At 56.1% G+C, this 22,076-nt stretch carries 23 protein-coding genes; 4 read left to right on the top strand and 19 right to left on the bottom strand.

All coding sequences use genetic code 11. The annotated features are described in order from the left end of the window. Window positions 1-59: 59 nt before the first annotated feature. The 9 genes from ACMGGR_RS18835 to ACMGGR_RS18795 all read right to left on the bottom strand — a co-directional run bounded on the left by ACMGGR_RS18835 (window position 60) and on the right by ACMGGR_RS18795 (window position 6,096). Window positions 60-452 (bottom strand): DoxX family protein, encoded by a 393-nt coding sequence (locus ACMGGR_RS18835; protein ID WP_246760870.1) that lies wholly within the window; start codon window positions 450-452, stop codon window positions 60-62. Between the two features lie 203 nt (window positions 453-655). After that, window positions 656-937 carry a YqjK-like family protein gene (locus tag ACMGGR_RS18830; RefSeq protein WP_414147594.1) on the bottom strand — a complete coding sequence of 94 codons (282 nt, stop codon included), beginning with the start codon at window positions 935-937 and terminating at the stop codon, window positions 656-658. Then, the gene (locus ACMGGR_RS18825) at window positions 937-1,329 is read right to left on the bottom strand and encodes a phage holin family protein (RefSeq protein ID WP_246760872.1); all 393 of its coding nucleotides are present in this window, start codon (window positions 1,327-1,329) and stop codon (window positions 937-939) included. Before ACMGGR_RS18825 ends, ACMGGR_RS18830 begins: the two co-directional genes overlap by 1 nt. 2 nt (window positions 1,330-1,331) lie before the next feature. Continuing rightward, window positions 1,332-1,637, bottom strand: a complete 306-nt coding sequence (locus tag ACMGGR_RS18820) for a DUF883 family protein (protein WP_246760873.1) — start codon at window positions 1,635-1,637, stop codon at window positions 1,332-1,334. Window positions 1,638-1,680: 43 nt separating this feature from the next. Beyond that, window positions 1,681-2,055 carry a DUF1090 domain-containing protein gene (locus ACMGGR_RS18815; protein ID WP_246760874.1) on the bottom strand — a complete coding sequence of 125 codons (375 nt, stop codon included), beginning with the start codon at window positions 2,053-2,055 and terminating at the stop codon, window positions 1,681-1,683. Between the two features lie 162 nt (window positions 2,056-2,217). Continuing rightward, complete coding sequence (mzrA, locus tag ACMGGR_RS18810) at window positions 2,218-2,598, bottom strand: EnvZ/OmpR regulon moderator MzrA (RefSeq protein WP_246760875.1); 381 nt, start codon at window positions 2,596-2,598, stop codon at window positions 2,218-2,220. After that, window positions 2,595-3,269: a DedA family protein gene (locus ACMGGR_RS18805; RefSeq protein ID WP_246760876.1), complete on the bottom strand. Its 675-nt coding sequence runs from the start codon at window positions 3,267-3,269 to the stop codon at window positions 2,595-2,597. The genes mzrA and ACMGGR_RS18805 overlap by 4 nt, the downstream gene beginning before the upstream one ends. A gap of 452 nt (window positions 3,270-3,721) precedes the next feature. Then, window positions 3,722-4,960, bottom strand: coding sequence for a serine/threonine transporter SstT (gene sstT / locus ACMGGR_RS18800; protein ID WP_414147593.1), 1,239 nt, complete (start codon window positions 4,958-4,960; stop codon window positions 3,722-3,724). Between the two features lie 164 nt (window positions 4,961-5,124). Further along, window positions 5,125-6,096: a TerC family protein gene (locus ACMGGR_RS18795; RefSeq protein ID WP_414147592.1), complete on the bottom strand. Its 972-nt coding sequence runs from the start codon at window positions 6,094-6,096 to the stop codon at window positions 5,125-5,127. A 331-nt stretch (window positions 6,097-6,427) separates the two neighbouring features. Between ACMGGR_RS18795 and ACMGGR_RS18790 the strand changes: the two genes are divergently transcribed. After that, the gene (locus ACMGGR_RS18790) at window positions 6,428-8,119 is read left to right on the top strand and encodes a chloride channel protein (RefSeq protein WP_414147591.1); all 1,692 of its coding nucleotides are present in this window, start codon (window positions 6,428-6,430) and stop codon (window positions 8,117-8,119) included. Between the two features lie 4 nt (window positions 8,120-8,123). Here the strand turns inward: ACMGGR_RS18790 and ACMGGR_RS18785 are convergent, their stop codons facing one another. Then, window positions 8,124-8,621 (bottom strand): M48 family metallopeptidase, encoded by a 498-nt coding sequence (locus ACMGGR_RS18785; RefSeq protein ID WP_414148997.1) that lies wholly within the window; start codon window positions 8,619-8,621, stop codon window positions 8,124-8,126. A gap of 112 nt (window positions 8,622-8,733) precedes the next feature. Here ACMGGR_RS18785 and ACMGGR_RS18780 point away from each other — a divergent pair, with 112 nt between their 5' ends. Continuing rightward, complete coding sequence (locus tag ACMGGR_RS18780) at window positions 8,734-9,246, top strand: thioredoxin family protein (protein WP_414147590.1); 513 nt, start codon at window positions 8,734-8,736, stop codon at window positions 9,244-9,246. Between the two features lie 251 nt (window positions 9,247-9,497). Here the strand turns inward: ACMGGR_RS18780 and ACMGGR_RS18775 are convergent, their stop codons facing one another. Together ACMGGR_RS18775 and ACMGGR_RS18770 are read right to left on the bottom strand one after the other, a co-directional pair. Beyond that, a complete protein-coding gene (locus tag ACMGGR_RS18775; RefSeq protein ID WP_414147589.1) occupies window positions 9,498-10,763 on the bottom strand; it encodes a Gfo/Idh/MocA family protein in 1,266 nt (421 codons plus the stop codon). Window positions 10,764-10,780: 17 nt separating this feature from the next. Next, window positions 10,781-11,458: a YoaK family protein gene (locus tag ACMGGR_RS18770; RefSeq protein WP_414147588.1), complete on the bottom strand. Its 678-nt coding sequence runs from the start codon at window positions 11,456-11,458 to the stop codon at window positions 10,781-10,783. Window positions 11,459-11,735: 277 nt separating this feature from the next. Here ACMGGR_RS18770 and rlmG point away from each other — a divergent pair, with 277 nt between their 5' ends. Then, window positions 11,736-12,863: a 23S rRNA (guanine(1835)-N(2))-methyltransferase RlmG gene (rlmG, locus tag ACMGGR_RS18765; protein ID WP_246760883.1), complete on the top strand. Its 1,128-nt coding sequence runs from the start codon at window positions 11,736-11,738 to the stop codon at window positions 12,861-12,863. Here rlmG and ACMGGR_RS18760 read toward each other — a convergent pair. The 6 genes from ACMGGR_RS18760 to galB all read right to left on the bottom strand — a co-directional run bounded on the left by ACMGGR_RS18760 (window position 12,860) and on the right by galB (window position 19,181). Then, window positions 12,860-13,579, bottom strand: coding sequence for a polyphenol oxidase family protein (locus ACMGGR_RS18760; protein WP_414147587.1), 720 nt, complete (start codon window positions 13,577-13,579; stop codon window positions 12,860-12,862). The two genes, rlmG and ACMGGR_RS18760, sit on opposite strands and share 4 nt — an antisense overlap. A gap of 72 nt (window positions 13,580-13,651) precedes the next feature. Continuing rightward, complete coding sequence (locus tag ACMGGR_RS18755) at window positions 13,652-15,661, bottom strand: FAD-dependent oxidoreductase (protein WP_414147586.1); 2,010 nt, start codon at window positions 15,659-15,661, stop codon at window positions 13,652-13,654. Window positions 15,662-15,755: 94 nt separating this feature from the next. Next, a complete protein-coding gene (locus tag ACMGGR_RS18750; RefSeq protein WP_414147585.1) occupies window positions 15,756-16,637 on the bottom strand; it encodes a DUF1932 domain-containing protein in 882 nt (293 codons plus the stop codon). Beyond that, on the bottom strand, window positions 16,637-17,731 hold the full coding sequence (locus tag ACMGGR_RS18745; protein ID WP_414147584.1) for a 4-oxalomesaconate tautomerase: 1,095 nt from the start codon (window positions 17,729-17,731) through the stop codon (window positions 16,637-16,639). Before ACMGGR_RS18745 ends, ACMGGR_RS18750 begins: the two co-directional genes overlap by 1 nt. A 2-nt stretch (window positions 17,732-17,733) precedes the next feature. Next, window positions 17,734-18,447 carry a 4-carboxy-4-hydroxy-2-oxoadipate aldolase/oxaloacetate decarboxylase gene (locus ACMGGR_RS18740; RefSeq protein WP_414147583.1) on the bottom strand — a complete coding sequence of 238 codons (714 nt, stop codon included), beginning with the start codon at window positions 18,445-18,447 and terminating at the stop codon, window positions 17,734-17,736. Further along, complete coding sequence (galB, locus tag ACMGGR_RS18735; RefSeq protein WP_246760891.1) at window positions 18,444-19,181, bottom strand: 4-oxalmesaconate hydratase; 738 nt, start codon at window positions 19,179-19,181, stop codon at window positions 18,444-18,446. The genes ACMGGR_RS18740 and galB overlap by 4 nt, the downstream gene beginning before the upstream one ends. A gap of 126 nt (window positions 19,182-19,307) precedes the next feature. On the opposite strand from galB, the gene ACMGGR_RS18730 reads away from it, so the two are divergent. Then, window positions 19,308-20,531 (top strand): LysR family transcriptional regulator, encoded by a 1,224-nt coding sequence (locus ACMGGR_RS18730; protein WP_414147582.1) that lies wholly within the window; start codon window positions 19,308-19,310, stop codon window positions 20,529-20,531. A 278-nt stretch (window positions 20,532-20,809) separates the two neighbouring features. Here ACMGGR_RS18730 and ACMGGR_RS18725 read toward each other — a convergent pair whose 3' ends face one another. After that, on the bottom strand, window positions 20,810-22,069 hold the full coding sequence (locus ACMGGR_RS18725) for a gallate dioxygenase (RefSeq protein WP_414147581.1): 1,260 nt from the start codon (window positions 22,067-22,069) through the stop codon (window positions 20,810-20,812). Window positions 22,070-22,076 lie beyond the last annotated feature (7 nt).

Genomic DNA, 22,076 nt, shown 5'->3' with positions numbered 1-22,076 from the left:
TGATTTTTATGGAAACAGATAATAAAAGCAGGGTTGAAATCCCTGCTTTTTAGATTGCGTTACCAGCTTTTCTTCAGTACGCGGTCGATGCTGTATTTTCCCGGGCCGGTAATAAACAGCAGCAGATAACCACCCGTGATAGTCAGGTTCTTCATAAAGTTAATGGAGTTACCGTCGACGCTAAAGTTGCTGTGAAACACAAACGCGGTGATCAGCGTAAAAATTGCGGTCGAAATAGCCGTAAAGCGCGTCAGAAGGCCAAACAGAATGGCTAAGCCGCCGCCAAACTCCAGTAAAATCGTCAGCGGCAGCAGAAAGCCCGGTACGCCCATCGCTTCCATGTACTGTTGCGTACCCGCATAGCCAGTAATTTTTCCCCAGCCTGCCACAATAAACAGGATCGGCATTAAAATACGCGCGGCCAGAAAGCCAATATCTTCTAATTTTTTCATGTTATTCCCCAGTGAATTTGATGCGAGCAGGAAAGGCCCTGGCCGTATTAAACCCGGTTGTAGCAGGCGATTAGCGCTAACTCCCGGTTGTTGAGGAAGATAATATTCGCGGAGGGGAAAGATTGTAAGCGAGATAAACTGTTAAAGTCTTTCAGAAAAATTGATTATTCAGGTTCGACATAGCCGAACCTGAAAAGAGAGGCTTAGCGGCCGGGCATAAAATTGCGCACCATACGCACGGTGCTCCAGAGGCCAAGGCCTCGTTTAGCCCAGCGCGAAATGCGGCGTGGATGGCGTACGGACCAGATAGCGGCCAGGCCGCTGCCAACCGCAATATAGCGCTTGAGGTTAAGCAGCGTTAACCAGCCGCGATCGTAACGGGCAGTACTCTCCAGCCAGAATTTCTTTTCAAGGCTAAGATCCAGCCGCTGCTGCTGAATCTGACGCAGGAGTTCGGCTTTTCGCTCGTCACGCTCGCGACTCATTAATCATTCTCCAGAAGTTTACGGTCGGATTTCAGTTCTTTACGGGTAACGCCCAGAAGCGTAGAACGGCGCGATTTCGCCAGCGTCCACAATCCAAAGATAATGGCCAGCGCAAACAGCACCGCTGTGGTAATGCCTATCGCCATTAAACGATATTGCGCATCCACAGCCCATACAATGAGCACCATCAGGCTCATCAGGCCAAAAGCGGTAAAGAGCATGGTCAGGCCAACCATAATCAACAGCTGAATCAGGTTCGCCTTCTCTTCTTCCAGCTCTACCACCGCCAGCCTGACGCGGGTTTCGACAATCCCGACCAGAGTGGTGACAATGCGCTGCCCGATGTTGATGACCCCTTTGCCTGGGCCCTGGCTTTGCCGGGAATCTGCCATCGTTATCGACGCGTCAGCAGGACGCCCAGTACCACGCCGATGGCGGCACCGATGCCCACGCTGGTCCACGGATTTTCACGTACGTAAACGTCCGCATTGTCGGCCACTTCGCGTGACGTTTTGGCAATACGTTCGCCGGAATCGCCCAGGCGCGCACGCGTGTCTTTCAGCGCGCTCTGCGCTTTGCTGCGCAGCTTATCCAGTTCGTTTTTGGATTTGTCGGTAGTGCTGCTCAGCACTTCTTCCAGCGTATCGGCCAGGGTCCGTAAATCCGCACGTAAATTATCGGAAGTGATATCTTTTGACATAATAAACTCCTTTCTTAGTCAGTAATGAGAATCCGGCCCGGCCTTAATAGGGCGCCGCCTGGACTTCCTTCAGTTCACGTTGTGCTTCTGCCAGTTTTCGCTCGCGCTTAGCAATTTTCTCTTTATCATTGCCGTCCGCCTTTTCCTGACTTAGCTCCTTTTGCCGCTCTTCCACCTTCTGCTGTTGCTCTTTAATCTTTTCCTGATGGCGAGTCTTCAGCTTGTCGTCCGTGCAGCCGGCGCGAGCTTCCGTCAATGCTCGCTCCAGGCCCGTCACGCGGCGTTGATTGTCGTGCTGGCGAGCCAGCTCAATCTCATGCTGAATATCCTGCTCTTTTTGCAGACACAGCGACTCGGCCGCCTGGGCGAAAGTGGTCAGGGATAAAAGACTAATGCCAAGAATGGTGCGGTATCTCATAAAGTGACCTTCCGTTGTTTGGGTCAGGTACAACCCCGTTAATCCTGTAAAGCTTGCTGGTTACCTCTGGCCAGTTAAGCATAGTCAGAAAATACGGAAAGCTCAAAAAGAGAGAAGATTCTTAGGGATAGGCGACCCGAAAAGGGCTTTCGGGCGCGATATTTAGCCGATATTTTGCTTATGCGCGTGAAGGTGGCTTAACCATGCCGAAGAGTCTGTCCGCTCCGGTTGGGCGATAGAGAAGCCTTCCGGCAGCAGACGGCGCAACATCTTCTCTGCGGCAATACTCTGCTCCTGAGAATCGAATTTGATCACCAGCGTGTCGCGATCGGGCGTGATGCTTTTGATATGAATGCCTTCAGCATTCAGACGTTGGTAAACGTAGAAGCCGTCTGGCAGCGTGCTGCCCTGTTGAAAAGCCCGTATCTGTATGGCCGTTTCGCTGCGAAACAGGGCTGGCAGAAAGCTGGCTACGGTCAGCGTAAGACAAATCAGCGCCAGCAAGCCGAAAAGACGCCGACGCGTATAAACTTTTTTTATCATGAGTTTCCTTTCCCATTCATCGTGCGTTTCTTTTTCCATAAAACATAGAGTGAGCCAAACAGGCCGATAACCAGTAGCACCAGCGGTAGCAGCGTCAGGCAGAGCATCAGCTGATCTTCATATTTATGGAAGACCGGCGTTTTACCCAGCGCGAAGCCAAGCACGGTAAGGATCAGCACCCACAGCAGGCCGCTTAACCAGTTAAACAGTTGAAAGCGTGTATTGCTCAGCCCGGAAATACCGGCAATGGTCGGCAGCAGCGTTCTGACAAAGGCAATAAAACGGCCAATTAAAAGGGCTGAAAGGCCGTGCCGGTGAAAAAGGGCATGAGCGCGCTGATGATACTGAGCCGGCAAGTGGGCCAGCCATCGCTGGACGGTAGGCGTATTGCCCAGCCAGCGTCCCTGAATATAGCCCAGCCAGCAGCCCAGGCTGGCGGCGGTAGTGAGAATAAGCAGCGTCAGCGGAAAACTCATCGTGCCTTTGGCAATCAGCACGCCAACCAGAATCAGCAGGCTGTCGCCAGGCAGGAAAGCGGCGGGCAGCAGGCCGTTTTCCAGAAACAGGATCATAAACAGCACCAGATAGATTGCCCAGACCAGAGAAGGGTCGGCCAGCATTGCATAGTCCTGCTGCCAGAGAGCATGGACCAGCGCTTTTAAGATATCCATAACGTGTCCCTGAATCGTATTTTTAGCCCGGCCCCGGCCACACTGCCAGTAAGTATGCGTGCTGAACGGTTTATTAACACGAGCAATTTAAGGCGTTAAGAAAGAATCGCCCCCGGCCTTAAAGCTGAAAATGGATAAACGACCTGTTTAACCTGAAAAAAGTCTAAAGCCAGCGTTAGCGATGTTGTACAGGCGCAGCAGACCGCTGCAAAGAAGTTTTACACAGGCTGACACAATTGCAATTTATTTCACTATAAAGGGCAGTTTCCATGATAAAGAAACGAGTTTATTGCCGTCTGGCATGGGTTTTAATGTCTGGAGGGTATTTTGACAGGAAAGTGACTGACGCCGCGCAAAATAGCGCGGTAAAAAACAGAGGTTAAGTAAAAAAATCGTTTTGAAAAAGTTCTGTAAAAGCGAGCCGCCGCACATAAGCGCGGCGGCCCAACCCGTTAAGCCTGTTGCTCTATACGACGTTCTTCGGCCATACAGGCTGCGGCGGTAAACAGAATATCCGCAGACGAGTTCAGCGCCGTTTCCGCAGAATCCTGCAGTACGCCAATAATAAAGCCAACGGCTACAACCTGCATTGCCACATCGTTAGGAATGCCAAACATGTTACAGGCCACCGGGATCAACAGCAGCGAGCCGCCCGCCACGCCGGAAGCACCACAGGCGCAAACAGAGGCGACCAGGCTCAGCAGAATAGCCGTACCGGTATCAACATGAATGCCCAGGGTGTTAACCGCCGCCAGCGTCAATACGGTAATAGTGATAGAGGCACCGGCCATACTGATATTGGCACCAATGGGAATCGAGACGGAGTAGGTGTCTTCATCCAGATTCAGTTTTTTCGCCAGCGCCATATTCACCGGAATATTCGCCGCCGAACTGCGGGTAAAGAAGGCGGTTACGCCGCTCTCACGCAGGCAGGTAAAGACCAGGGGATAAGGATTGCGACGGATTTTCCAGTAAACCAGAATCGGGTTAACCACCAGCGCCATCAGCAGCATGCAGCCCAGCAGCAGCCCCAGAAGATGCGCATACTGCCACAGCGCAGAAAAGCCCGTTGAGGCCAGAATCGAGGCCACCAGACCAAAAATCCCCACTGGCGCGAAACGAATCACAATGCGTACCAGATACGTGACCGCGTCGGAAGCATCGTTCAGGAAAGCGCGCGTGGTGTCGCTGCTGTGACGGAAGGCAAAACCCAGCCCGATAGCCCATACCAGAATACCGATATAGTTGGCGTGGATCAGCGCATCGATGGGATTGGAAACCATGCTCATCAGCAGACCGTTTAATACGGCCAGAATACCGGAAGGCGGGATGATCTCATTGTTGGCTGCGGTCAGGGTCAGCGTCTGCGGCAGCAGATGACTGAAAACCACGGCAACCACGGCGGCAAAAAAGGTGCTCAGCAAATAAAGAATAACGATAGGACGGATATTGGTTTTCTGGCCTTGCTTGTGGTTAGCGATAGAGGAGATCACCAGCACCATAACCAGCAGCGGCGCGACAGCCTTCAGCGCGCTAACAAACAGTGAGCCGAGCAGGCTAACGGACAGGGCGCTCTCTTTCGAAAACCAGGCCAGCGCAACGCCAGCCACCAGACCAATCATAATCTGGGTGACCAAACCTGCCTGCATCAAACGTTGCCACAGGCCGGGACGATTCTTTTGAATACTCATATAAAAACCAGCTGTTAAAGTGATGGAATGCGCGTCAGCGTCGTATGCGCTGAATAAGGCGGCATCTTTGTGTTTGCGCAGGCAGTATAAGGAAATGTGCTGACAGGGGAAATGAAAAATGGCCTGGCGGCAGAGCATCGCCGCCAGGCCTGCAGGTAACTGCGTTATTTTCGCAGCATCTTACGATCGTTACGGCGATTGACCCAGACGTTCACCAACAGCGTGACGGCCAGGATCCCACCAACCGTGCCGAGCGAAACGGCAACCGGAATATGGTAAAAATCGACAATCAGCATTTTGACGCCGATAAAGATCAGTACGATAGCCAGGCCATATTTCAGCATCGAGAAACGTTCCGCCACGTTGGCCAGCAGGAAATACATGGCCCGCAGGCCAAGAATGGCGAACAGGTTAGAGGTCAGCACGATAAAAGGATCGGTGGTGACGGCAAAAATCGCGGGAATACTGTCGACGGCAAAAATAACGTCGCTCAGCTCGACCATAATCAGCACCAGCAGCAGCGGCGTGGCGTAAAGCAGACCGCTACGGCGGACAAAAAACTTTTCGCCTTGCAGATCGTCGGTCATGCGCAGATGGCCGCGCAGCCAGCGAACGATTGGTTTATCGCCGACCGCGCCCTCATCGTCTTTGCCCGCCATCGCCATTTTGACGCCGGTGAACAGCAAAAAGGCACCAAACAGATACAGGATCCAGCTGAATTCAGTAACCAGCCAGCTTCCCGCGAAAATCATCAGGGTGCGCAGTACGATCGCGCCAAGCACGCCGTAAATAAGCACGCGCCGCTGCAACGCGGCTGGCACAGAGAAGTAGCTGAACAGCATCAGCCAGACGAAAACGTTATCTACCGCCAGCGCTTTCTCCAGCACGTAGCCGGTAAGGAAGGCGAGCGTCTGGCTATGGGCGATTTGCGGGCCGACAGCGCCTTTTAAGTACCACCACAGCCCGGCCGCAAACAGCAGCGAAAGAGATATCCACACCAGCGACCAGATGGCGGCCTGCTTAAGCGACATGGTTTGTGCGCCGCGTCGTCCCTGCAACAACAGGTCGACTGCCAGCATAATCAGCACTATGACAGCAAAGCTGCCCCAGAGTAACGGCGTGCCTACAGTATTCATCACGTTGTCCTGTACAAAATAAAATGGCTGACGTCAGAAGACGCCAGCCACACTATTTTGATCGTGTGCAAACCTCGCCTTCCGGCAAGGTCTCACTTACAGTCAGAACGCTGACTGCCCGGTAACCGGATGCTTGCGCATCGTAATGACGATTATCCGACGAAGAAGTTACTCCCCTTTGCTGTACTGAAGATAGAGAGTAGTACGACAGCGGTCAATTCTTTTCAGACATATTTAGAAATATTTACACGGCGTCTGCCTGCCTGTTTGATTTTTAACGTATCCTCTTTCACGATAAACATAAAGAAGCGTAAAAAGGCAAAACAACACTATGTCCTCAGGCAGTAAACACGCACTTAACTGGACCAGCCTGCTGGTCGCCATTCCTGTCGGGCTGGTGGCTTCGCTGGTGACGCTGGCTTTCCGATTGCTGATTGAACATCTTAATTTACTGTTTTTTGGCAGCCGCCAGGATGTCACGCAGGCTATTCACGCCTGGCCGTGGTACAGCTGGCCCCTGATCGTCGGCGCTGGCGGCCTGCTGGCCGGTTTTTTCCTGCGTTACGCCACCGCAATTGAACAGAAAGAGACGGTGCGCACCGACTATCTGGAAGTGATCAACGCCCGGCTGGATGCGGTACCTACCAAAACTTCGCTGTTTCGCGCGCTCTCTTCCATCGCCAGCATCAGCAGCGGGGCCTCTATTGGTAAAGAGGGACCGATGGTGCAGCTTTCCGCGCTGGTCGGCAGCCTGATGGGACGCTTCTGGTTTAAAAAGCTACCGCTGAAAAATACCGACGTGGTCGCGATGGCCGCCGCCGCCGGGCTTTCTTCGGTTTACCATGCGCCGCTCGCCTCCGCGATTTTTGTCGCCGAAATCGCTTTTGGCATCTCTGCCTTACAGCGACTGATCCCGCTGATTATCGCCGCAGGCATGGCCGTGTTAACCATGTCGACGCTGGGCTACCGTTCCGCTATCTATCCTTTTTCCCATGCGCAGTTTGCGCTGACGCCGCAGAATATGCTGCTGGCGGTGGTCATCGGTTTACTGGCTGGTCTGGCCGGCTGGGCCTTAATCTGGCTGATAGCCCAAAGCCGCAGGCGGTTTAGCCGCATAAAAAGTTTACCGTTGCGGCTGGGCACCGGCGGCCTGCTGGTTGGTATTCTGGCTATCGGCAGTACTAACGTGCTGGGCAACGGTTATGAAGTGATTGTGGAAATCATGGCCGGCCGCTTTTTGCTGGCGGGGCTGGTTATTCTGCTGGTGCTAAAAATGTTGGCGACCGCTGTTTCCGTCGGGTCGAATGCGGTCGGCGGTCTGTTTACGCCTTCCCTGCTGATTGGCGCGGTACTGGGCGTGATAGTCGCCAGCCTGGCCGCGCTGGCCGGATTTCCGGTCGATAACGCGATAATCTTTGCTGCCGTCGGCATGGGCGCGGTACTGGCTTCGGTCAGCCAGGCGCCGTTAATGGCCATGCTGATGGTGCTGGAAATGACGCTGAACAGCAGCCTGCTTTTTCCGACAATGATCGCCTGCGCGCTGGCGTTTATGGTAGTTTATCAGCTGCAATCTAACAGCACTTACCCGGTTATTAAAAACCACTTCAGCCGTTCAGATGCCAAATTCGAGTTTGATAACGGCATTATTTCGCAGTTTATCGTTTCCGGCGCGGCGCTCCAGCCGGATGATTCGGTGGGAAAAGCGCTGGCGGTTAGTTCATTAAAGCGCGAACGCTTTGTCTATGTGATTAACGAAACCGGGCAGTTTTTGGGCGCGGTCTCCATCCACGACATCTCACGTAAAGTGCTGGATAAAGAGATCACGCTGAACTCGCCGGTAAGCTGCGTCACCGACGCTTCTTTTCCTTATGTTTTTGAAAATCAGACCATTACTGAAGGCTGGGAAGCGTTCGCCAGAATTACGCTGGAGCGCTTGCCGGTGCTGAACAATCCTGTTGAACGCCGGTTTCTCGGCGCATTGACGAAAACCAGCCTGATTCAGAAAGCGAAGGATTTTCTCTGACGGCTTACTGCTGGCGCTGGTCTCGCCAGTTCAGCCAGACGCGCATATCAAACTCCAGCTGGTGATAGTCCGGCTCCATATGGCAGCACAGCTGGTAGAACGCTTTGTTATGATCTTTCTCTTTCAGATGGGCCAACTCGTGAACCACGATCATCCGCAGGAAATCTTCCGGCCCGTCGCGAAACAGCGTGGCAATGCGGATTTCGTTGTTGGCCTTCAGCTTGCCACCCTGCACGCGTGAAGTAAACGTATTGGTGCCGAGCGTGCCTTTAATCGGGTTCTGTTTATTATCGAACTGCACCTTTGACAGGGCGGGCGCATTCTTCAGATAGCGCTGCTTCAGCTCGCCCACAAACTGGTACAGCGACTTATCGCTTTGAATCGCATGGCCATCCGGGTATTTCTTTTCCAGCCACAGGCCAAGCTTGCCTTGTTTAAACAGCGTTTCTACCTGGGTGATAATCGTGGCGGGATAGCCATCAAGATAACGTAATTGCGTCATAAAATCGGGAAACTCGTAAATAAGTGCCATGATACCATTTTCGCCACCGGCAATTGCCAGTATCGACGGCTTTTCGCATACTGTCATTTCTGGAAATTATGGGGAAGTTATCATGATTGATTACCGAGAGCTATTTAGCGCGGGTGCGGGTTTCGAGGCGTTTGCCAGAACCGGGCTGGCGGGCGAAGTGGCTGCTGTCAAAGCCGCGCGGGCAAAGCTGGCGGCTGAGGTTACGGATGAGCTGAAAGAGCGAGTGAAGCAGATACAGGGTGAATATTACCTGCTGACGGCTGCCGAACTGTGGTGTCCCGACTGCCAGCGCAACGTGACCGCCATGCAGTTTATCAGCGAGCTGCAGCCGACGGTTTCGCAGGCAATCATCAGTAAAAGCCGTGCTGAACGCAGCCTGCTGCCGGCGCTGGCGCTGGATAAAGTACGGATTCCCTTTACCGTCGTGCTTAACGGCAGATTCGAGCAGATCGGCACCTTTGTAGAAAGACCGCAAAAAGTCGTTAACGGCGGCGAGGCGGAACTGCAGGCGTATCGCGAAGGTGAGCTGCTGCACGAAACCGTGGAAGATATTCTGGCAATTATTGAGAAAAACCGCGCTGAATCACAGGGATGACGACAGCCGGTTTACCCGGGAAAAGCGCGAGCTGATTCCGGAGTTGGCGATGGCGGGTTGCGTCAGACATGCGGGGTATTTTGCCGGGACGTTGTTGGTTTATCGCTACTACGGCAGATAACGCTATATGCAAGCCGGGAGCTGCCTGCCCAGGCTAATCGCCCGGCCAGCAGGCAGCTCCTTGTCCCAGCGATAAGCGCCAGAAGCTTCTCGTGCCCTAATCTCTGCGTACCAGTAGTCACCGCGCCAGATTATCTTGCAGAGCGCTCGGCGATTTTCAGCGGCGGATGCGGCGAATCGTGGGTAAACCTCACCGGCACGCCCTCGCGCGCGGAGCGATAAATCGCCTCCATCAGAATATGATCCTGTAGCCCTTCTTCGCCAGGCGAATACGGCGTGGCGTCATGCAGCACGCAATGCGCGAAATGGTCAATCTCCAGCGTAAACTGATTCTTTGGCGACAGCCGCAGCTCGTTCACCTGTTCAGACTGCTCATGGCGCTGCGCAACCTGCAAACGCTGGCCCTCATAGGCAAAAGCGTTATCCAGTGCGATCCAGCCTTTCTCCAGCCGAATACGCATATCTTTCGCCTCGTGCGTACCGTAGCTGCTGAAACAGTTGGCGATAGCGCCCGATGGAAAACGCAGCGTAAAGGCTATCGTTTCTTCCACTTCGCTAAAGCGGTCGTCGTCGGTAGGATTAATAATCTGCGCGTAAACCTCGATCGGATCTTCCGCCAGCATAGTGCGCACGCCGTTCAGGCAGTAGAGGCCGATATCGGGCAATACGCCGCCGCCGGAAAGCGCCGCGCGCATCCGCCACTGATCGCCCGGCCCCTGAACCTGGCTGGTGATGGCTTCTATTACGCGCGGCTGGCCCAGCTCGCCGCTTTGCGTCAGGCGCGCCGCCTCAACGTTAAACAGCTCGTGCTGGCAGCGATAGGCAATCATCAGCTTCACTTTCGCCTGCTGGCAGGCGGCAATCATTTCGCGCGCCTCGTCCGGCGTGTTGGCCATCGGCTTTTCGCAAAGAACGTGCTTGCCCGCTTTAGCCGCCGCGACAACGTGATCGCGGTGCAGCCCGTTTGGCGTCACGACATAAACCGCCTGAATCTTCGGATTATCGGCCATCTTGTGCATTTCGTCATAACGGTAGATAGCATTGGGATCGATACCGTATTGCCGGGCGACCGCCTGCGCTTTTTCAGGCCGATCGGAAACCAGCGCCACGGGACGGGCAAACTGGCTCTCGTTCAGCGCGGGCAGGATCTGGTTTAAAGAGAGACGTCCGAGACCAACGATGGCAATCCCTAAACGCTCATCCGGCGGCAGCGGCGTGGCGGGCTGCGGCTCGGGCCTGTCGGCTGCGCCTTTCCAGTTCTCAAAGGTGACGGCATGGTCGGCGACCTGGCCGACATCAATCGCGTTGGGTGAAAGCGCTTTGCCAGCGGCCGGTAGCGCTGGCCCGGTTTTCGTTCCCGGCCCGGAAGGGGCGTAATGACGCTGAGTTTTAGACATGCGGATCTCCGTTGAAATTAAGATGAATGCTGCTGCGCGGCACGCTGTTTCAGCTTATGCGTCAACACAAAATGGTTAGCGGTAACGACAGCCGCCAGCGCAAGGCACCAGAGCGGCACGGCAAGCAGGGCAGATGCGGCGAAGTGACTATCAAGCAGCGCACCGAAAAAAGCGGCGATAACCCAAATCAGCCAGCGTAACGCGTAGTTTCCGGCGCTGCGAAATTGTCCGGCGGCCAGCGCCCGACCCAGCCTGACCAGCGTGCCGGTCATAAAGGTGACGCCCGCTTCGCTACGGCGAACCTGATTCAGCGTGCCCATCGCCGCACTGATTAACAGCACAGGGCCTAAAGAAAACTTCTCGCTGGTAAAAGGGCAGGCCAGCGCCAGCAGTACGGCGACCAGCAACAGCAACAGCGGCGCGCGCCACGAGGCCGCTTTGTTGCCCAGCCAGGCCGCCAGCGTGGTTCCGGCGATAAAAGTCAGCACGATGGTTAACAGCGGCAGCGCTTTCGCCAGATCGCCCTGTTGAAAAAAACGCGCCATTTTGGAGCTATTGCCGGTCATATAGACCGCCAGCATCTCTTTGCTGTGCAGGTAGAGCAGCGCATCGGTGACGCCTGCGGCGGCAACCAGGAGCCAGACGAACAGCGTGGTGGATTCAAAACGATACGGCTTAATCACTACAGTTAACACAGCCGTGCTGCGCTCCAGGCTATTTACGTATAATCAAATATATAGGTAACAATCAGGCCTGGCGCGAGCGAAGCGGCGCGATGGATTACAGGCGCTATTGGAAAAAAGCAGAAATTTCAGTCGATAAGGATATGAAAAAAAGAGTCGATTACGGCTGGCGGTACCTGGCGAAAAAAGCGTGATAAGGCTCCCAAAGCGCTACTGATTAAGAAAAAAGTTTACTGTCGGCCCGTTTTAGGGGATAACTCGCGGGAATTTTTATCCTGCCGGAGATCCCATGAGCCAACTCGAACTGAGCCACCGCACGCTGACGCTGCATCGTTTCCCCCAGATGCGCGACGAAAGCCCGCTGCAGGCGTGGGACGCCGCCGATGAATATCTGCTGAAGCAGGTAAGCGAAACGCCCGCTAACGGCGCGACGTTAATCTTCAACGACACCTTTGGCGCGCTGGCCTGTGCGCTGGTGGGCGAAGAGCTTTTCAGTATTAGCGACTCGTGGATTAGCCAGCAGGCGACGCGGCAAAACCTGATGGAAAACGGCATGGATGAAGCCGACGTGCATTTTCTGGACAGTCTGGCAAAGCTGCCCGAAAATCCGGCTCGCGTGCTGATTAAAATCCCTAAGACTATGGCTTTGCTGGAGCAGCAGCTGCGCGCGCTGCGGCTGGTCGTGACGCCGGAAACGCAGGTTATCGCTGCGGGCAAGGCAAAGGATATTCATACCTCAACGCTTCAGCTGTTTGAACGCGTGCTGGGCAAAACCACCACTTCGCTGGCGGTAAAAAAAGCGCGCCTGATCTACTGCACGCCAGATCTGCCTGCGCTGGCCGACGGGGCTGAAACCTACGCCTGGCCGCTGGACGGCACCGATTATCATATTCATAACCATGCCAACGTCTTTGCCCGCAGCGGGCTGGACGTCGGTGCGCGCTTCTTTATGGCGCATCTGCCGGACAACATCGATGGCGAAATTGTCGATCTGGGCTGCGGTAACGGCGTGATTGGTCTGATTGCGCTGGAACAGAATCCGCAGGCCGAGGTGCATTTTGTTGATGAATCCTGGATGGCGGTAGCCAGCAGCCGCATGAACGTGGAAGTTAACCGGCCAGAGGATTTAGCCCGCAGCCACTTTGCGGTGAACAACGCGCTAGCCGGTTTTCCTTCCGATCGCCTGCATGCGGTGCTGTGCAATCCACCGTTCCATCAGCAAAACACGCTGACCGATCATATCGCCTGGCAGATGTTCCGCGACGCGCGTCGCTGTCTGCAATATGGTGGCGAGCTGCGCATCGTGGGTAATCGTCATCTTGATTACTATCGCAAAATGAAAAAGCTGTTCGGCAACTGCACCACCGTCGCTTCCAACCAGAAGTTTGTGATCCTGCGTTCGGTCAAGCTGCGCTAGTTGCTTAGCCGTTTAATCCAGGAATATCGCTGCTGATAGCCATGCTGAAAATGGCCGTTGCGGCGATAGCTGGCCTGCTCTTCCGCCATACAGTAGGTGCAGATTTGGCTTAGCTCAATCTGCGCTTCCGGCACGCCTTCCCGCATTGCCATCCGTTTAGCCAGCTGCGGTAAATCGAACCAGATGCCCTGCGTCGTGGCAACGGCCTGCGCCCTTACCGCGTGCGGGTTCAGGTATTGTCTGGTGGAAAAGGCCAGCAGCGGTCGCAGGTTATTGGGATTTTCCTGTCCGATCGCCGTCAGACGATCCTCGCCCAGCTCATAGCAGCAAGGCCCAATCGCTGGCCCGATAGCAATATATAAGCTTTCTGGCGTGGCGCCGCGTTCGCAAAGCAGACGAAGCGCATTAATCAGTACGCCTTTCAGCGCGCCGTTAAGGCCTGCATGCACGGCGGCGACCTGCCGTTGCCTGCTGTCGGCAATCAGCACCGGCAGGCAGTCAGCGGTATAAACGGCGACGGGACGCGATCCTGTGCCGATCAGGCCGTCCGCCTCATGGCTTTTTACCGGCAGAGCTTCGCTGTCCAGCAGCACGGTTGCGCTGTGGCGCTGCTGGTTCAGAACGCTCTCCGGCGGCGACGGTTCACCGGCAGGCTGAAAGGCGTGATCCAGCCAGTCGAAGGAAGAGAGCAGGGCGGAGCGGTAAGCGTGCGGCATCGGGCATCCTTTTCAACATTGAGCAGAAACGATGCCAGCTTAGCCTGGCGGCGGCCTGAAGGGATAGTCTTGTCAGAGACAAAGAGCCAGCCGCGTGCCCTGTTCGATAGCGCGACGCGCGTCCAGCTCCAGCGCTTTATCCGCGCCGCCAATAAGATGCACCGCTATACCGCTGGCCTGAAGCGCTTCTGCCAGCTCGCGGTTTGGCTGCTGGCCCGCACAGATAACCACGTTATCTACCGCCAGCAGCACAGGTTTGCCCTGATGCAGAATATGCAGGCCCTCATCGTCAATTTTCAGATACTGCACCTCGCCCCACATAGCGACGCCACGCATCTGCAGGCTGGCGCGGTGGATCCAGCCGGTGGTTTTCCCCAGACCTGCGCCGGGCTTGCCGGGTTTACGCTGCAGCAGCCAGATTTCCCGCGCGGAGTCTGGCGGTTGCGGCGCGACCAGGCCACCGGGCTGTTGCAGCGTCTGGTCGATGCCCCATTCACGGCAAAAAGCCGCAATGTTCAGGCTGGTGGCTTCGCCATGCTGGCTCAGAAATTCAGCCGTATCGAAACCAATCCCGCCTGCGCCAATAATCGCCACGCGCCGGCCCACGGCTTTTTTATCGCGTAGCACATCCAGATAGCTCAGCACGCAGGGATGATCGATGCCCGCAATTTCCGGGATACGCGGCGAAACCCCGGTTGCCAGAATAACCTGATCGAACGTCAGCAGATCGCTGGCTTCGACAGTATGATCAAGCTTCAGGGTCACGCCGTTCAGCGTCAGCTGGCGGTTAAAATAACGCAGCGTTTCGCTGAACTCCTCTTTGCCGGGGATCTGTCGGGCAATGTTAAACTGGCCGCCAATAGTGGGCGACCGATCAAACAAGGTGACGCGATGGCCGCGCTCGGCGGCATTGACGGCAAAGGCCAGTCCGGCAGGCCCGGCCCCGACGACGGCCAGGTTTTGCGGCTGCTGCGCCGCTATTTTTACCATCTCGGTTTCGTGACAGGCGCGAGGGTTAACCAGGCAGGAAGTCACTTTTCCGGCAAAAATCTGATCGAGGCAGGCCTGGTTACAGCCAATGCAGGTATTAATTTCATCGCTTTTCCCCTGCTGCGCTTTGCTGACGAACGCCGCATCGGCCAGAAAAGGGCGTGCCATCGACACCATATCGGCGCAGCCTTCATCCAGCAGCGCCTGTGCCACCGCAGGATGGTTGATGCGGTTAGTGGTAATCACCGGCAGGGTAAGATGCTGCTTCAGCTGTCTGGTTACCCAGCCAAAAGCGCCGCGCGGCACGGACGTCGCGATAGTGGGAACGCGTGCTTCATGCCAGCCGATGCCGGTATTGATAAGCGTCGCGCCAGCCTGCTCAATGGCCTTCGCCAGCCGCAGCGTCTGGGGTAGCGTGCTGCCTTGCTCCACCAGATCAAGCATCGACAGGCGATAGATAATAATAAAGTTTTCACCGACCGCCTGGCGCACCGCACGAACAATTTCCAGCGCAAAACGGCTGCGCCTTTGCTCATCGCCGCCCCATTCATCGTCGCGCTGGTTGGTTCTGGTCACCAGAAACTGATTAATCAGATACCCTTCCGACCCCATGATTTCCACGCCGTCGTAGCCCGCCTCCTGCGCAAGGCGTGCGCAGCGGGCAAAATCGTCAATAAGCGTCAGGATGGCATGGTGCGTCAGCATTGTCGGCATAAAAGGGTTGATGGGAGCCTGAAGGGCAGAAGGCGCAACCAGCGCGGGCTGATAGCTGTAGCGACCAGCGTGCAAAATTTGCAGCGCTATTTTTCCGCCAGCCTGATGCACGGCATCGGTGACGATACGGTGATGCGCCAGCTGCCGGGGATGATTGAGTACGGAAGCGCCGGCCATCACCACGCCCTCCGGCGAAGGTGAAATGCCGCCGGTGACGATCAGCGCCACGCCTGCGGCGGCACGCTCTGCATAAAATGCGGCGAGACGGCGTGGCCCGTCAGGATGCTCTTCCAACCCGGTATGCATCGAGCCCATCAGCACGCGGTTTTTCAACTGCGTGAAACCCAGATCTAAAGGAGAAAAAAGAGAATGACTCATAGGCGGGGGCCGCTAAAGTGGTCGGATGAGTTCACTGTAGCGGCGGCGCAAAAATTCCGAAAGCGTCACGAACAGAAATGTGACGCGCGTCCGGCTAATCGGTTCGAATACGATCCAGCGCCTGCTGCCAGCGGAAAGGCGTTAACTGCTGGTAGCGCACGCCTTTTCTGGCCAGCGCGTCAACCAAACCTTGCTGGGTGCAGGCAATCCCTTCGCTCATTGCCGGAGATACATTGACGTCTTTCAGCGTCTGCACCACTTCCCGCATCTCTTCCGCGCGGCGCTGTCCATGCTCGGCAACGCGACTGACCAGATAATCCGGCAGCGCGTCGTTCCAGCCCAGCGAAGGAAAGCTGGCGTGCAGTGAATCCAGGACCGCCTGCTCCACGCCGTACTGCCGGGCGGCGCTCAGGCATTCGGTAGTCAGCGCCTCCAGTCCCTTAATCATGATGCTACGACACATTTTGATAGCCGATGCCTCGCCCACTTCGCGGCTACGGTAGCGGCCGTTAAGCCCCAGCGCAGTTAATTCGGCACTGGCTGTTTCTGCCGTTGGGCCGCCGATCAGCAAGGGTGTCTGCATACCCTTTGGCGGCACGGGTGCCATTACCGCGATGTCGATATAGGCAGCGCCAGCCGCTTCGACAACGCTTGCGGCAGCCTTTTTAGTGGCCGGCGCGACAGAGTTAAGATCGAAAAAAGTTTGGCCGCTTCGCAGATCCGCCGCCGCTTCCTGCGCCACGTTTAGCGCTTCGGCAGCGGTGACGGCAGAAAAGATCAGCCGGGCATCACGTAGCGCATCGCTTAACGAACTGGCGACGCGTACGTTGCAGGCGGCAGCTTTGCTCTCCATTTCCCGACGGGTTTCGGGCTGCGTTAGTTTGCGATCCCAGATGGTGACAGCCGCTTTTTTTGCCAGCCCGGCGGCAAAAATAGCCCCCGCTTCGCCAAAGCCAATAATCGTAATCTTGTTCATCACGCTTCTCCATACTGCTCGGGCCAGATGTAACCTGGGATCTGCACATCGCCAGAAAAAATTAGCCTTGCCGTACGCAGCAGGCCCGCACCGGTAAGCTGATGTTGCGAGTCACGCTGAAGCAAAACGCTAAACTCTCCGCCCGGATGCTCCACGCTAAGCCGCTGATCGCGTTCATTACTGATTCTTGCCAGGCCATCCGCCACGCTACCCGGCAGCAGGCAGGCGCTGGCCACGCTGACCGCGCCCAGCACCCCGATTGAAGCGTGGCAGCGGTGCGGAATAAAAGTGCGGCTGCTGATTGTGCCGCCCGCACGCGGTTCAGCCAGCAATGTCATTTTCGGCACGGTGCGCTGGCTAACGTCGCCCAGATTCATGCGCGGGCCTGCCTGCAGGCGAATAGCTTCAAGGCGTGCTTTTAGCTGCTCATCGTTATCCAGCTGCTCGCGAGTTTCGTAGCCGCTGCGCCCAAGATCCGCCGCGCGAAGCAGCACGACCGGCATACCGTTGTCGATACAGGTGACCTGTACACCGTCAAAAAGGTCGCGGACATTGCCGGTCGGCAGCAGCGAGCCGCAGCTCGATCCGGCGATATCGCTAAAATTCAGCAACACTTCCGCTGCCGTGCCCGGCACGCCGTCAATTTGCAAATCGCCGTCGTAGTCGATTTCGCCGTGCGGCGTGGCCAGTTGCGCCGTAGCCAACTGCCCGGTATTTTCCATAAAGATGCGCACTTCGGTAACGGGCCTGCTGGCGGCCACCAGCCCACGCTCCACGGCAAACGGGCCAACCGCAGCCAGGATATTGCCGCAGTTTTGTCCGTAGTCCACGCTGGCCCGATCGACGTTAACCTGAGCGAAAAGATAATCTACATCGGCATCAGGGCGCGTTGACCGACGGATAATCGCCACCTTGCTGGTGAGCGGATCGGCGCCGCCCAGGCCATCGATCTGGCGACGGTCTGGCGATCCCATCACCGCCAGCAGTACGCGATCGCGAAGATCTTTATCCTGCGGGAGATCTTCGGCCAGAAAGCAGGCGGCTTTTGACGTGCCGCCGCGCATCAGCAGACAGGGAATTCGGCGCTGGCGCATGATTACCCCTCCAGATCGTCGAGCGTTTCTACGTAGCGCAGCCCTTTTTCCGCCAGCCGCGCACGCATCTGATAAATATCCAGGCCCAGCTCGCCATTTGCCATCCGGGCACGTTTGCTCTCTTCCAGCTCTTCACGCTGACGCGCTTTATCGGCCACGTGCGCGGCATCGGCGCGTGCGACCACCACTACGCCATCGTCGTCGGCCACAATGACATCGCCTGGCATAATCAGCTGTCCGGCACAGACCACCGGTACGTTAACCGATCCCAGCGTCTCTTTTACCGTGCCCTGAGCGTAAACGGCCCGTGACCAGACGCCAAAATCCATCTCGCGTAGCGTTCGCGTATCGCGTACGCCGTGGTCGGCGATTAGACCCACCACGCCGCGCGCCTGTAGCGAGGTCGCCAGCAGGTCACCAAAAAAGCCATCCAGACAAGGTGAACCAGGCACCGCCACCACGACATCGCCGGGCTGACACTGTTCAACCGCAACGTGAAACATCCAGTTATCGCCCGGTGCCAGCAGTACCGTTATCGCGCTACCGGCCAGGCTTTTGTTCTGCTGAATGGGCCGAATAGCGGGATCGAGCAGCCCTTTGCGGCCCTGGGCTTCATGTACCGTCGCCACGCCCGAAACCGCCAGCGCGGCGATATCCGCCGCATCCGCCCGCTGGATATTACGTACCACTACGCCTTTCTGCGTAAGACCTTTCATGACAGATCCTCCGTTACGCGTGGGAAGATGCTTTGGTAGCCTTCGCCGTAAATGATATCGCGTGCCGCCGTGATACCAACGTTACGTTTAGCCTGTACGCCTCGCTGCTGCGCCACGCGGGTATAGTATTCCCACAAATGTTCCTGACCGGCCATGCACTGGATAGCAGCATACTTTTTATCCCAGACGCTAGTGATATCCAGCAGAACGTCCGGCTTCCAGTGGCACTGTTCCGGCTGATGCGGTTCAAAGCAGTAAACGGGCGGCGCCGCGATAATTTTTTCGCCGGGGCGATAGCCTTCCGCCTGGGCAATGATACGGGCTTCCTGCGCCAGGTTTGTCGCCATAGGGTGATCGTAGTTATAAGGATCGTGCAGAGAATGGGTCAGCACGAAATGCGGCTGGATGCGACGATAGACGTCGGCCAGGCGAAACAGTGCCTCTTTGTCGGCGCGTAACGGATAGTCGCCCATATCAAAAAATTCGATGCTGGCACCAAGAATATCAGCGGCAGCCTGGGCTTCTGAGCGTCGCGCCTGCTTCACTTTTTCTTCCGTCATCTCGCCTTTGCGCCAGAGTTTTGCCGATTCGCCGCGCTCGCCAAAAGAGAGGCAGACAACGTGTACCTGATAACCCTGCTGCTGGTGCAGCGCAATGGCACCGCCAGCTCGCCAGACAAAATCAGCGGAATGGGCGCTGACCACCAGCGCGGTTTTTATCGAAGTTTCAGTCATGTCCAGGCTCCTTTGCGTTTTCTTTATGCTGGCACTTCGCTCCGGCTGACGATAATTCATTTGATTGCAGCAGGTATGCGTTTTATTTATATTGCCGATTGGGTCACGCAAAAGACGAGGCGAAAAATGGTGCAGCAAGTCGACCGGCAGGAACTGATAAACCTGATGCAGGTCAGAGCTTTTTGTCAGGTAGTGACGCACGGCAGCGTATCGAAGGCGGCAAATGAATTATTTCGTACCCAGTCGGCTATTACGCGGGCCATTCACGATCTGGAAGAGACGTTGTCCACGCCGCTGTTTGAACGTCATGCGGGCGGAATGCGGCTGACCGATGCCGGGAAATGTATTTTGCCGCGAGCGGAGAGGGCGCTGGCGGAGCTGCACCTGATCCCGCAACTGCTGGCCCGGCTTTCCGGAAAAAACTGGCGAGGCGAATCTGAACCGCTGTGGCTGTTTAACGTCCGCCGCCTGCAAATTTTCGTTACCCTTTGCCAGACGCGACACATGCAGACGGTGGCAATGAAGCTGGGGCTGAGCCAGCCTGCCGTTAGCGCCGCGCTGAAAGTATTGGAAAACGGCGCGCAAACGGCACTGCTGGAACGTTCACCGCGCGGCATGGCCCCTTCGCTGGCCGGACAGGAAATTGAACCTTCCATCCGTCGTGCGCTAAACGAGCTACGCCATATCCCTGCCGATCTTGCTGCAAGAAAAGGAATTTTGCAGGGAACGGTCAGGATTGGGGCGCTACCGCTGGGCAGAACGCGACTGCTGCCGCAGGCCATCGTAAAGCTGACCAGCCGCTATCCCGGTGTCAGAGTGGTAACCAGCGAAAGCGCGTGGGAAATGCTGAGCGCGGAGATGCGCTCTGGCGATATCGATTTTATTTTTGGCGCGTTGCGAGACAGCAACACCCTTAAGGACATCAGCAGCGAAACGCTTTTTTCGGAAGAAATGGTGCTGGTGGCCCGACGCGACCATCCTTTAACCCGGCAGCCGCTTGACCTTCAGATGCTGCGCGAAGCGCGTTGGGTGCTGCCGCGTTCCGCCACGCCCGCCCGCCACCTGCTCGACAGCTGTTTTAATGCGATGGGCATGCCCGCGCCCGATCCGGTGGTGGAAAGCGGCGATCTGGCGCTGGTGCGCGGCCTGCTGCGCGATTCCGATATGCTGACCGCCGTTTCGGCGCATCAGCTGGAAGTGGAGCTGGCATCGGGAGAACTGGTAGCGCTGCCGACAGCCCTGCCGGATACCCGGCGGGCCATCGGCCTGAGCTATCGTGCAGGCTGCCTGCATTCACCTGCGGCACAAGCGCTGATTGGTTTTCTGCGCGAGGTTTGCCAGCCTGGGTAAAAGATACGTCGCGAACGCGCATCGGATGATCGCCTCGGCAGGCAAATCTGTCAGGCTGGTTTTCCTGCTGCGGAACAAAGCGCTTATATCAGGCTGGTTTTCCTGCTGCTGGGCAATGCATCTATATCAGGCCGGTTTTCCTGCTACGGAATAAAGCACCTACATCAGGTCAGTTTACCTGCTGCAGAATAAAGCACCTACATCAGGCCGGTTTTTCTGCTACGGAACAAAGCATCTAAATCAGACCGGTTTTCCTGCTGCTGAGCAAAGCGCCTACATCAGGCCGGTTTGCCTGCTACGGAATAAAGCACCTGCTGATTGCGCGTTTTCTGGAATTCTTCCAGCGACTGGCCGCGCATCGCCGAGTAGATATGCAGATTGGAAACGCCAACCACCGCGCCCAGCTTTTCCAGCAGGAAAAAGCTGACGCCATAATGGATCATGCCGCGCCAGTCGAGCTTGTTCAGCAGCTGCTGTTCTTCCTTAGTCAGCCCCGCTTCGTCATACAGCGCCTGTGGCGTAGCTTTAAAACGCTCGCGCCAGGCTGGCTGGATCATTTTGTGCAGGAAGCGGTTAATACGTAATGCCTTCAGGCTGCGCGCTTGTGTAAAAGGCCAGGTTCCCGGCAGTTTCTCAACGCCGCTAAGCTGTAGGTTAATTTTATCGCGCTGGCGCTGATGGATTTCCGCCGGCGCTTCTCTGGACTGGTTTTCCAGAATCAGCGTGGCGATGCCGGTCATCGAAGGCAGATAGTAAGCCTGATGCAGCTTCTCAACCTGGGCCGACAGCGCGCCGCGCATAATCAACCACATAATGACTTCAGCGCCTTCCAGCCCGCCAAGCGTGGCGTATTCCGCCAGGGTGATTTCGGTCAGGCGCTGCGGGTCGTTAACCAGCATATCGACAAACTGCGCGTCCCAGTCCGGATTATTAAAACCGCAGCGTTCGCCGTGCACCTGATGTGAAACGCCGCCCGTCGCGACAATCGCAACCTTAAGATCTTCGGGATAGCTTTCGATAGCGCGACGTAGCGCCTGGCCCAGCTTGTAGCAGCGCGCCGCGCTTGGAATAGGGAACTGCAATACGCCAACCTGTAATGGGACAATCTGCATCGGCCAGCCGTTTTCGTGAGGTAACAGCGCCGAAAGCGGCGAAAACAGCCCGTGGTCCAGCGGCTTGTCCTGAAAGAATGACATATCAAATTCATCCGCCATCAGGCTGGAACCGATATGCTGAGACAGCTCCGCATGGCCCTGCACGGGAGGCAGATCGCGTGGACCACCGCCTTCGTCCGCCACCGCATAGCTACTGTCGATGCCGAGCGTAAAAGCGGAATAGTGATCGAAGAAAAAAGAGGTAACATGATCGTTAAAGACATAGACCAACACATCCGGCTTTTTTTCTTCCAGCCAGCGCTGCATAGGTGCGAAGCCATCAAAAATAGGTGACCAGGCCGCTTCCTTCTGCTTATGGTGATCAACGGCAAAGCCAATAGTAGGCGTATGTGAAACCGCCAGTCCGCCAATAATTTTCGCCATTTTAAGC

This window comes from Erwinia sp. BNK-24-b, from assembly GCF_047456155.1.
GTDB lineage: Bacteria > Pseudomonadota > Gammaproteobacteria > Enterobacterales > Enterobacteriaceae > Erwinia > Erwinia phyllosphaerae.
This window is presented reverse-complemented; position numbering and strand designations above follow the sequence as displayed.

What these genes read in the sequence shown, in the direction of transcription:
- ACMGGR_RS18835 (WP_246760870.1), bottom strand. Translation starts at nt 452, where the DNA reads ATGAAAAAATTAGAAGATATTGGCTTTCTGGCCGCGCGTATTTTAATG.
- ACMGGR_RS18830 (WP_414147594.1), bottom strand. Translation starts at nt 937, where the DNA reads ATGAGTCGCGAGCGTGACGAGCGAAAAGCCGAACTCCTGCGTCAGATT.
- ACMGGR_RS18825 (WP_246760872.1), bottom strand. Translation starts at nt 1,329, where the DNA reads ATGGCAGATTCCCGGCAAAGCCAGGGCCCAGGCAAAGGGGTCATCAAC.
- ACMGGR_RS18820 (WP_246760873.1), bottom strand. Translation starts at nt 1,637, where the DNA reads ATGTCAAAAGATATCACTTCCGATAATTTACGTGCGGATTTACGGACC.
- ACMGGR_RS18815 (WP_246760874.1), bottom strand. Translation starts at nt 2,055, where the DNA reads ATGAGATACCGCACCATTCTTGGCATTAGTCTTTTATCCCTGACCACT.
- mzrA (WP_246760875.1), bottom strand. Translation starts at nt 2,598, where the DNA reads ATGATAAAAAAAGTTTATACGCGTCGGCGTCTTTTCGGCTTGCTGGCG.
- ACMGGR_RS18805 (WP_246760876.1), bottom strand. Translation starts at nt 3,269, where the DNA reads ATGGATATCTTAAAAGCGCTGGTCCATGCTCTCTGGCAGCAGGACTAT.
- sstT (WP_414147593.1), bottom strand. Translation starts at nt 4,960, where the DNA reads ATGAGTATTCAAAAGAATCGTCCCGGCCTGTGGCAACGTTTGATGCAG.
- ACMGGR_RS18795 (WP_414147592.1), bottom strand. Translation starts at nt 6,096, where the DNA reads ATGAATACTGTAGGCACGCCGTTACTCTGGGGCAGCTTTGCTGTCATA.
- ACMGGR_RS18790 (WP_414147591.1), top strand. Translation starts at nt 6,428, where the DNA reads ATGTCCTCAGGCAGTAAACACGCACTTAACTGGACCAGCCTGCTGGTC.
- ACMGGR_RS18785 (WP_414148997.1), bottom strand. Translation starts at nt 8,621, where the DNA reads ATGACGCAATTACGTTATCTTGATGGCTATCCCGCCACGATTATCACC.
- ACMGGR_RS18780 (WP_414147590.1), top strand. Translation starts at nt 8,734, where the DNA reads ATGATTGATTACCGAGAGCTATTTAGCGCGGGTGCGGGTTTCGAGGCG.
- ACMGGR_RS18775 (WP_414147589.1), bottom strand. Translation starts at nt 10,763, where the DNA reads ATGTCTAAAACTCAGCGTCATTACGCCCCTTCCGGGCCGGGAACGAAA.
- rlmG (WP_246760883.1), top strand. Translation starts at nt 11,736, where the DNA reads ATGAGCCAACTCGAACTGAGCCACCGCACGCTGACGCTGCATCGTTTC.
- ACMGGR_RS18760 (WP_414147587.1), bottom strand. Translation starts at nt 13,579, where the DNA reads ATGCCGCACGCTTACCGCTCCGCCCTGCTCTCTTCCTTCGACTGGCTG.
- ACMGGR_RS18755 (WP_414147586.1), bottom strand. Translation starts at nt 15,661, where the DNA reads ATGAGTCATTCTCTTTTTTCTCCTTTAGATCTGGGTTTCACGCAGTTG.
- ACMGGR_RS18750 (WP_414147585.1), bottom strand. Translation starts at nt 16,637, where the DNA reads ATGAACAAGATTACGATTATTGGCTTTGGCGAAGCGGGGGCTATTTTT.
- ACMGGR_RS18745 (WP_414147584.1), bottom strand. Translation starts at nt 17,731, where the DNA reads ATGCGCCAGCGCCGAATTCCCTGTCTGCTGATGCGCGGCGGCACGTCA.
- ACMGGR_RS18740 (WP_414147583.1), bottom strand. Translation starts at nt 18,447, where the DNA reads ATGAAAGGTCTTACGCAGAAAGGCGTAGTGGTACGTAATATCCAGCGG.
- galB (WP_246760891.1), bottom strand. Translation starts at nt 19,181, where the DNA reads ATGACTGAAACTTCGATAAAAACCGCGCTGGTGGTCAGCGCCCATTCC.
- ACMGGR_RS18730 (WP_414147582.1), top strand. Translation starts at nt 19,308, where the DNA reads ATGGTGCAGCAAGTCGACCGGCAGGAACTGATAAACCTGATGCAGGTC.
- ACMGGR_RS18725 (WP_414147581.1), bottom strand. Translation starts at nt 22,069, where the DNA reads ATGGCGAAAATTATTGGCGGACTGGCGGTTTCACATACGCCTACTATT.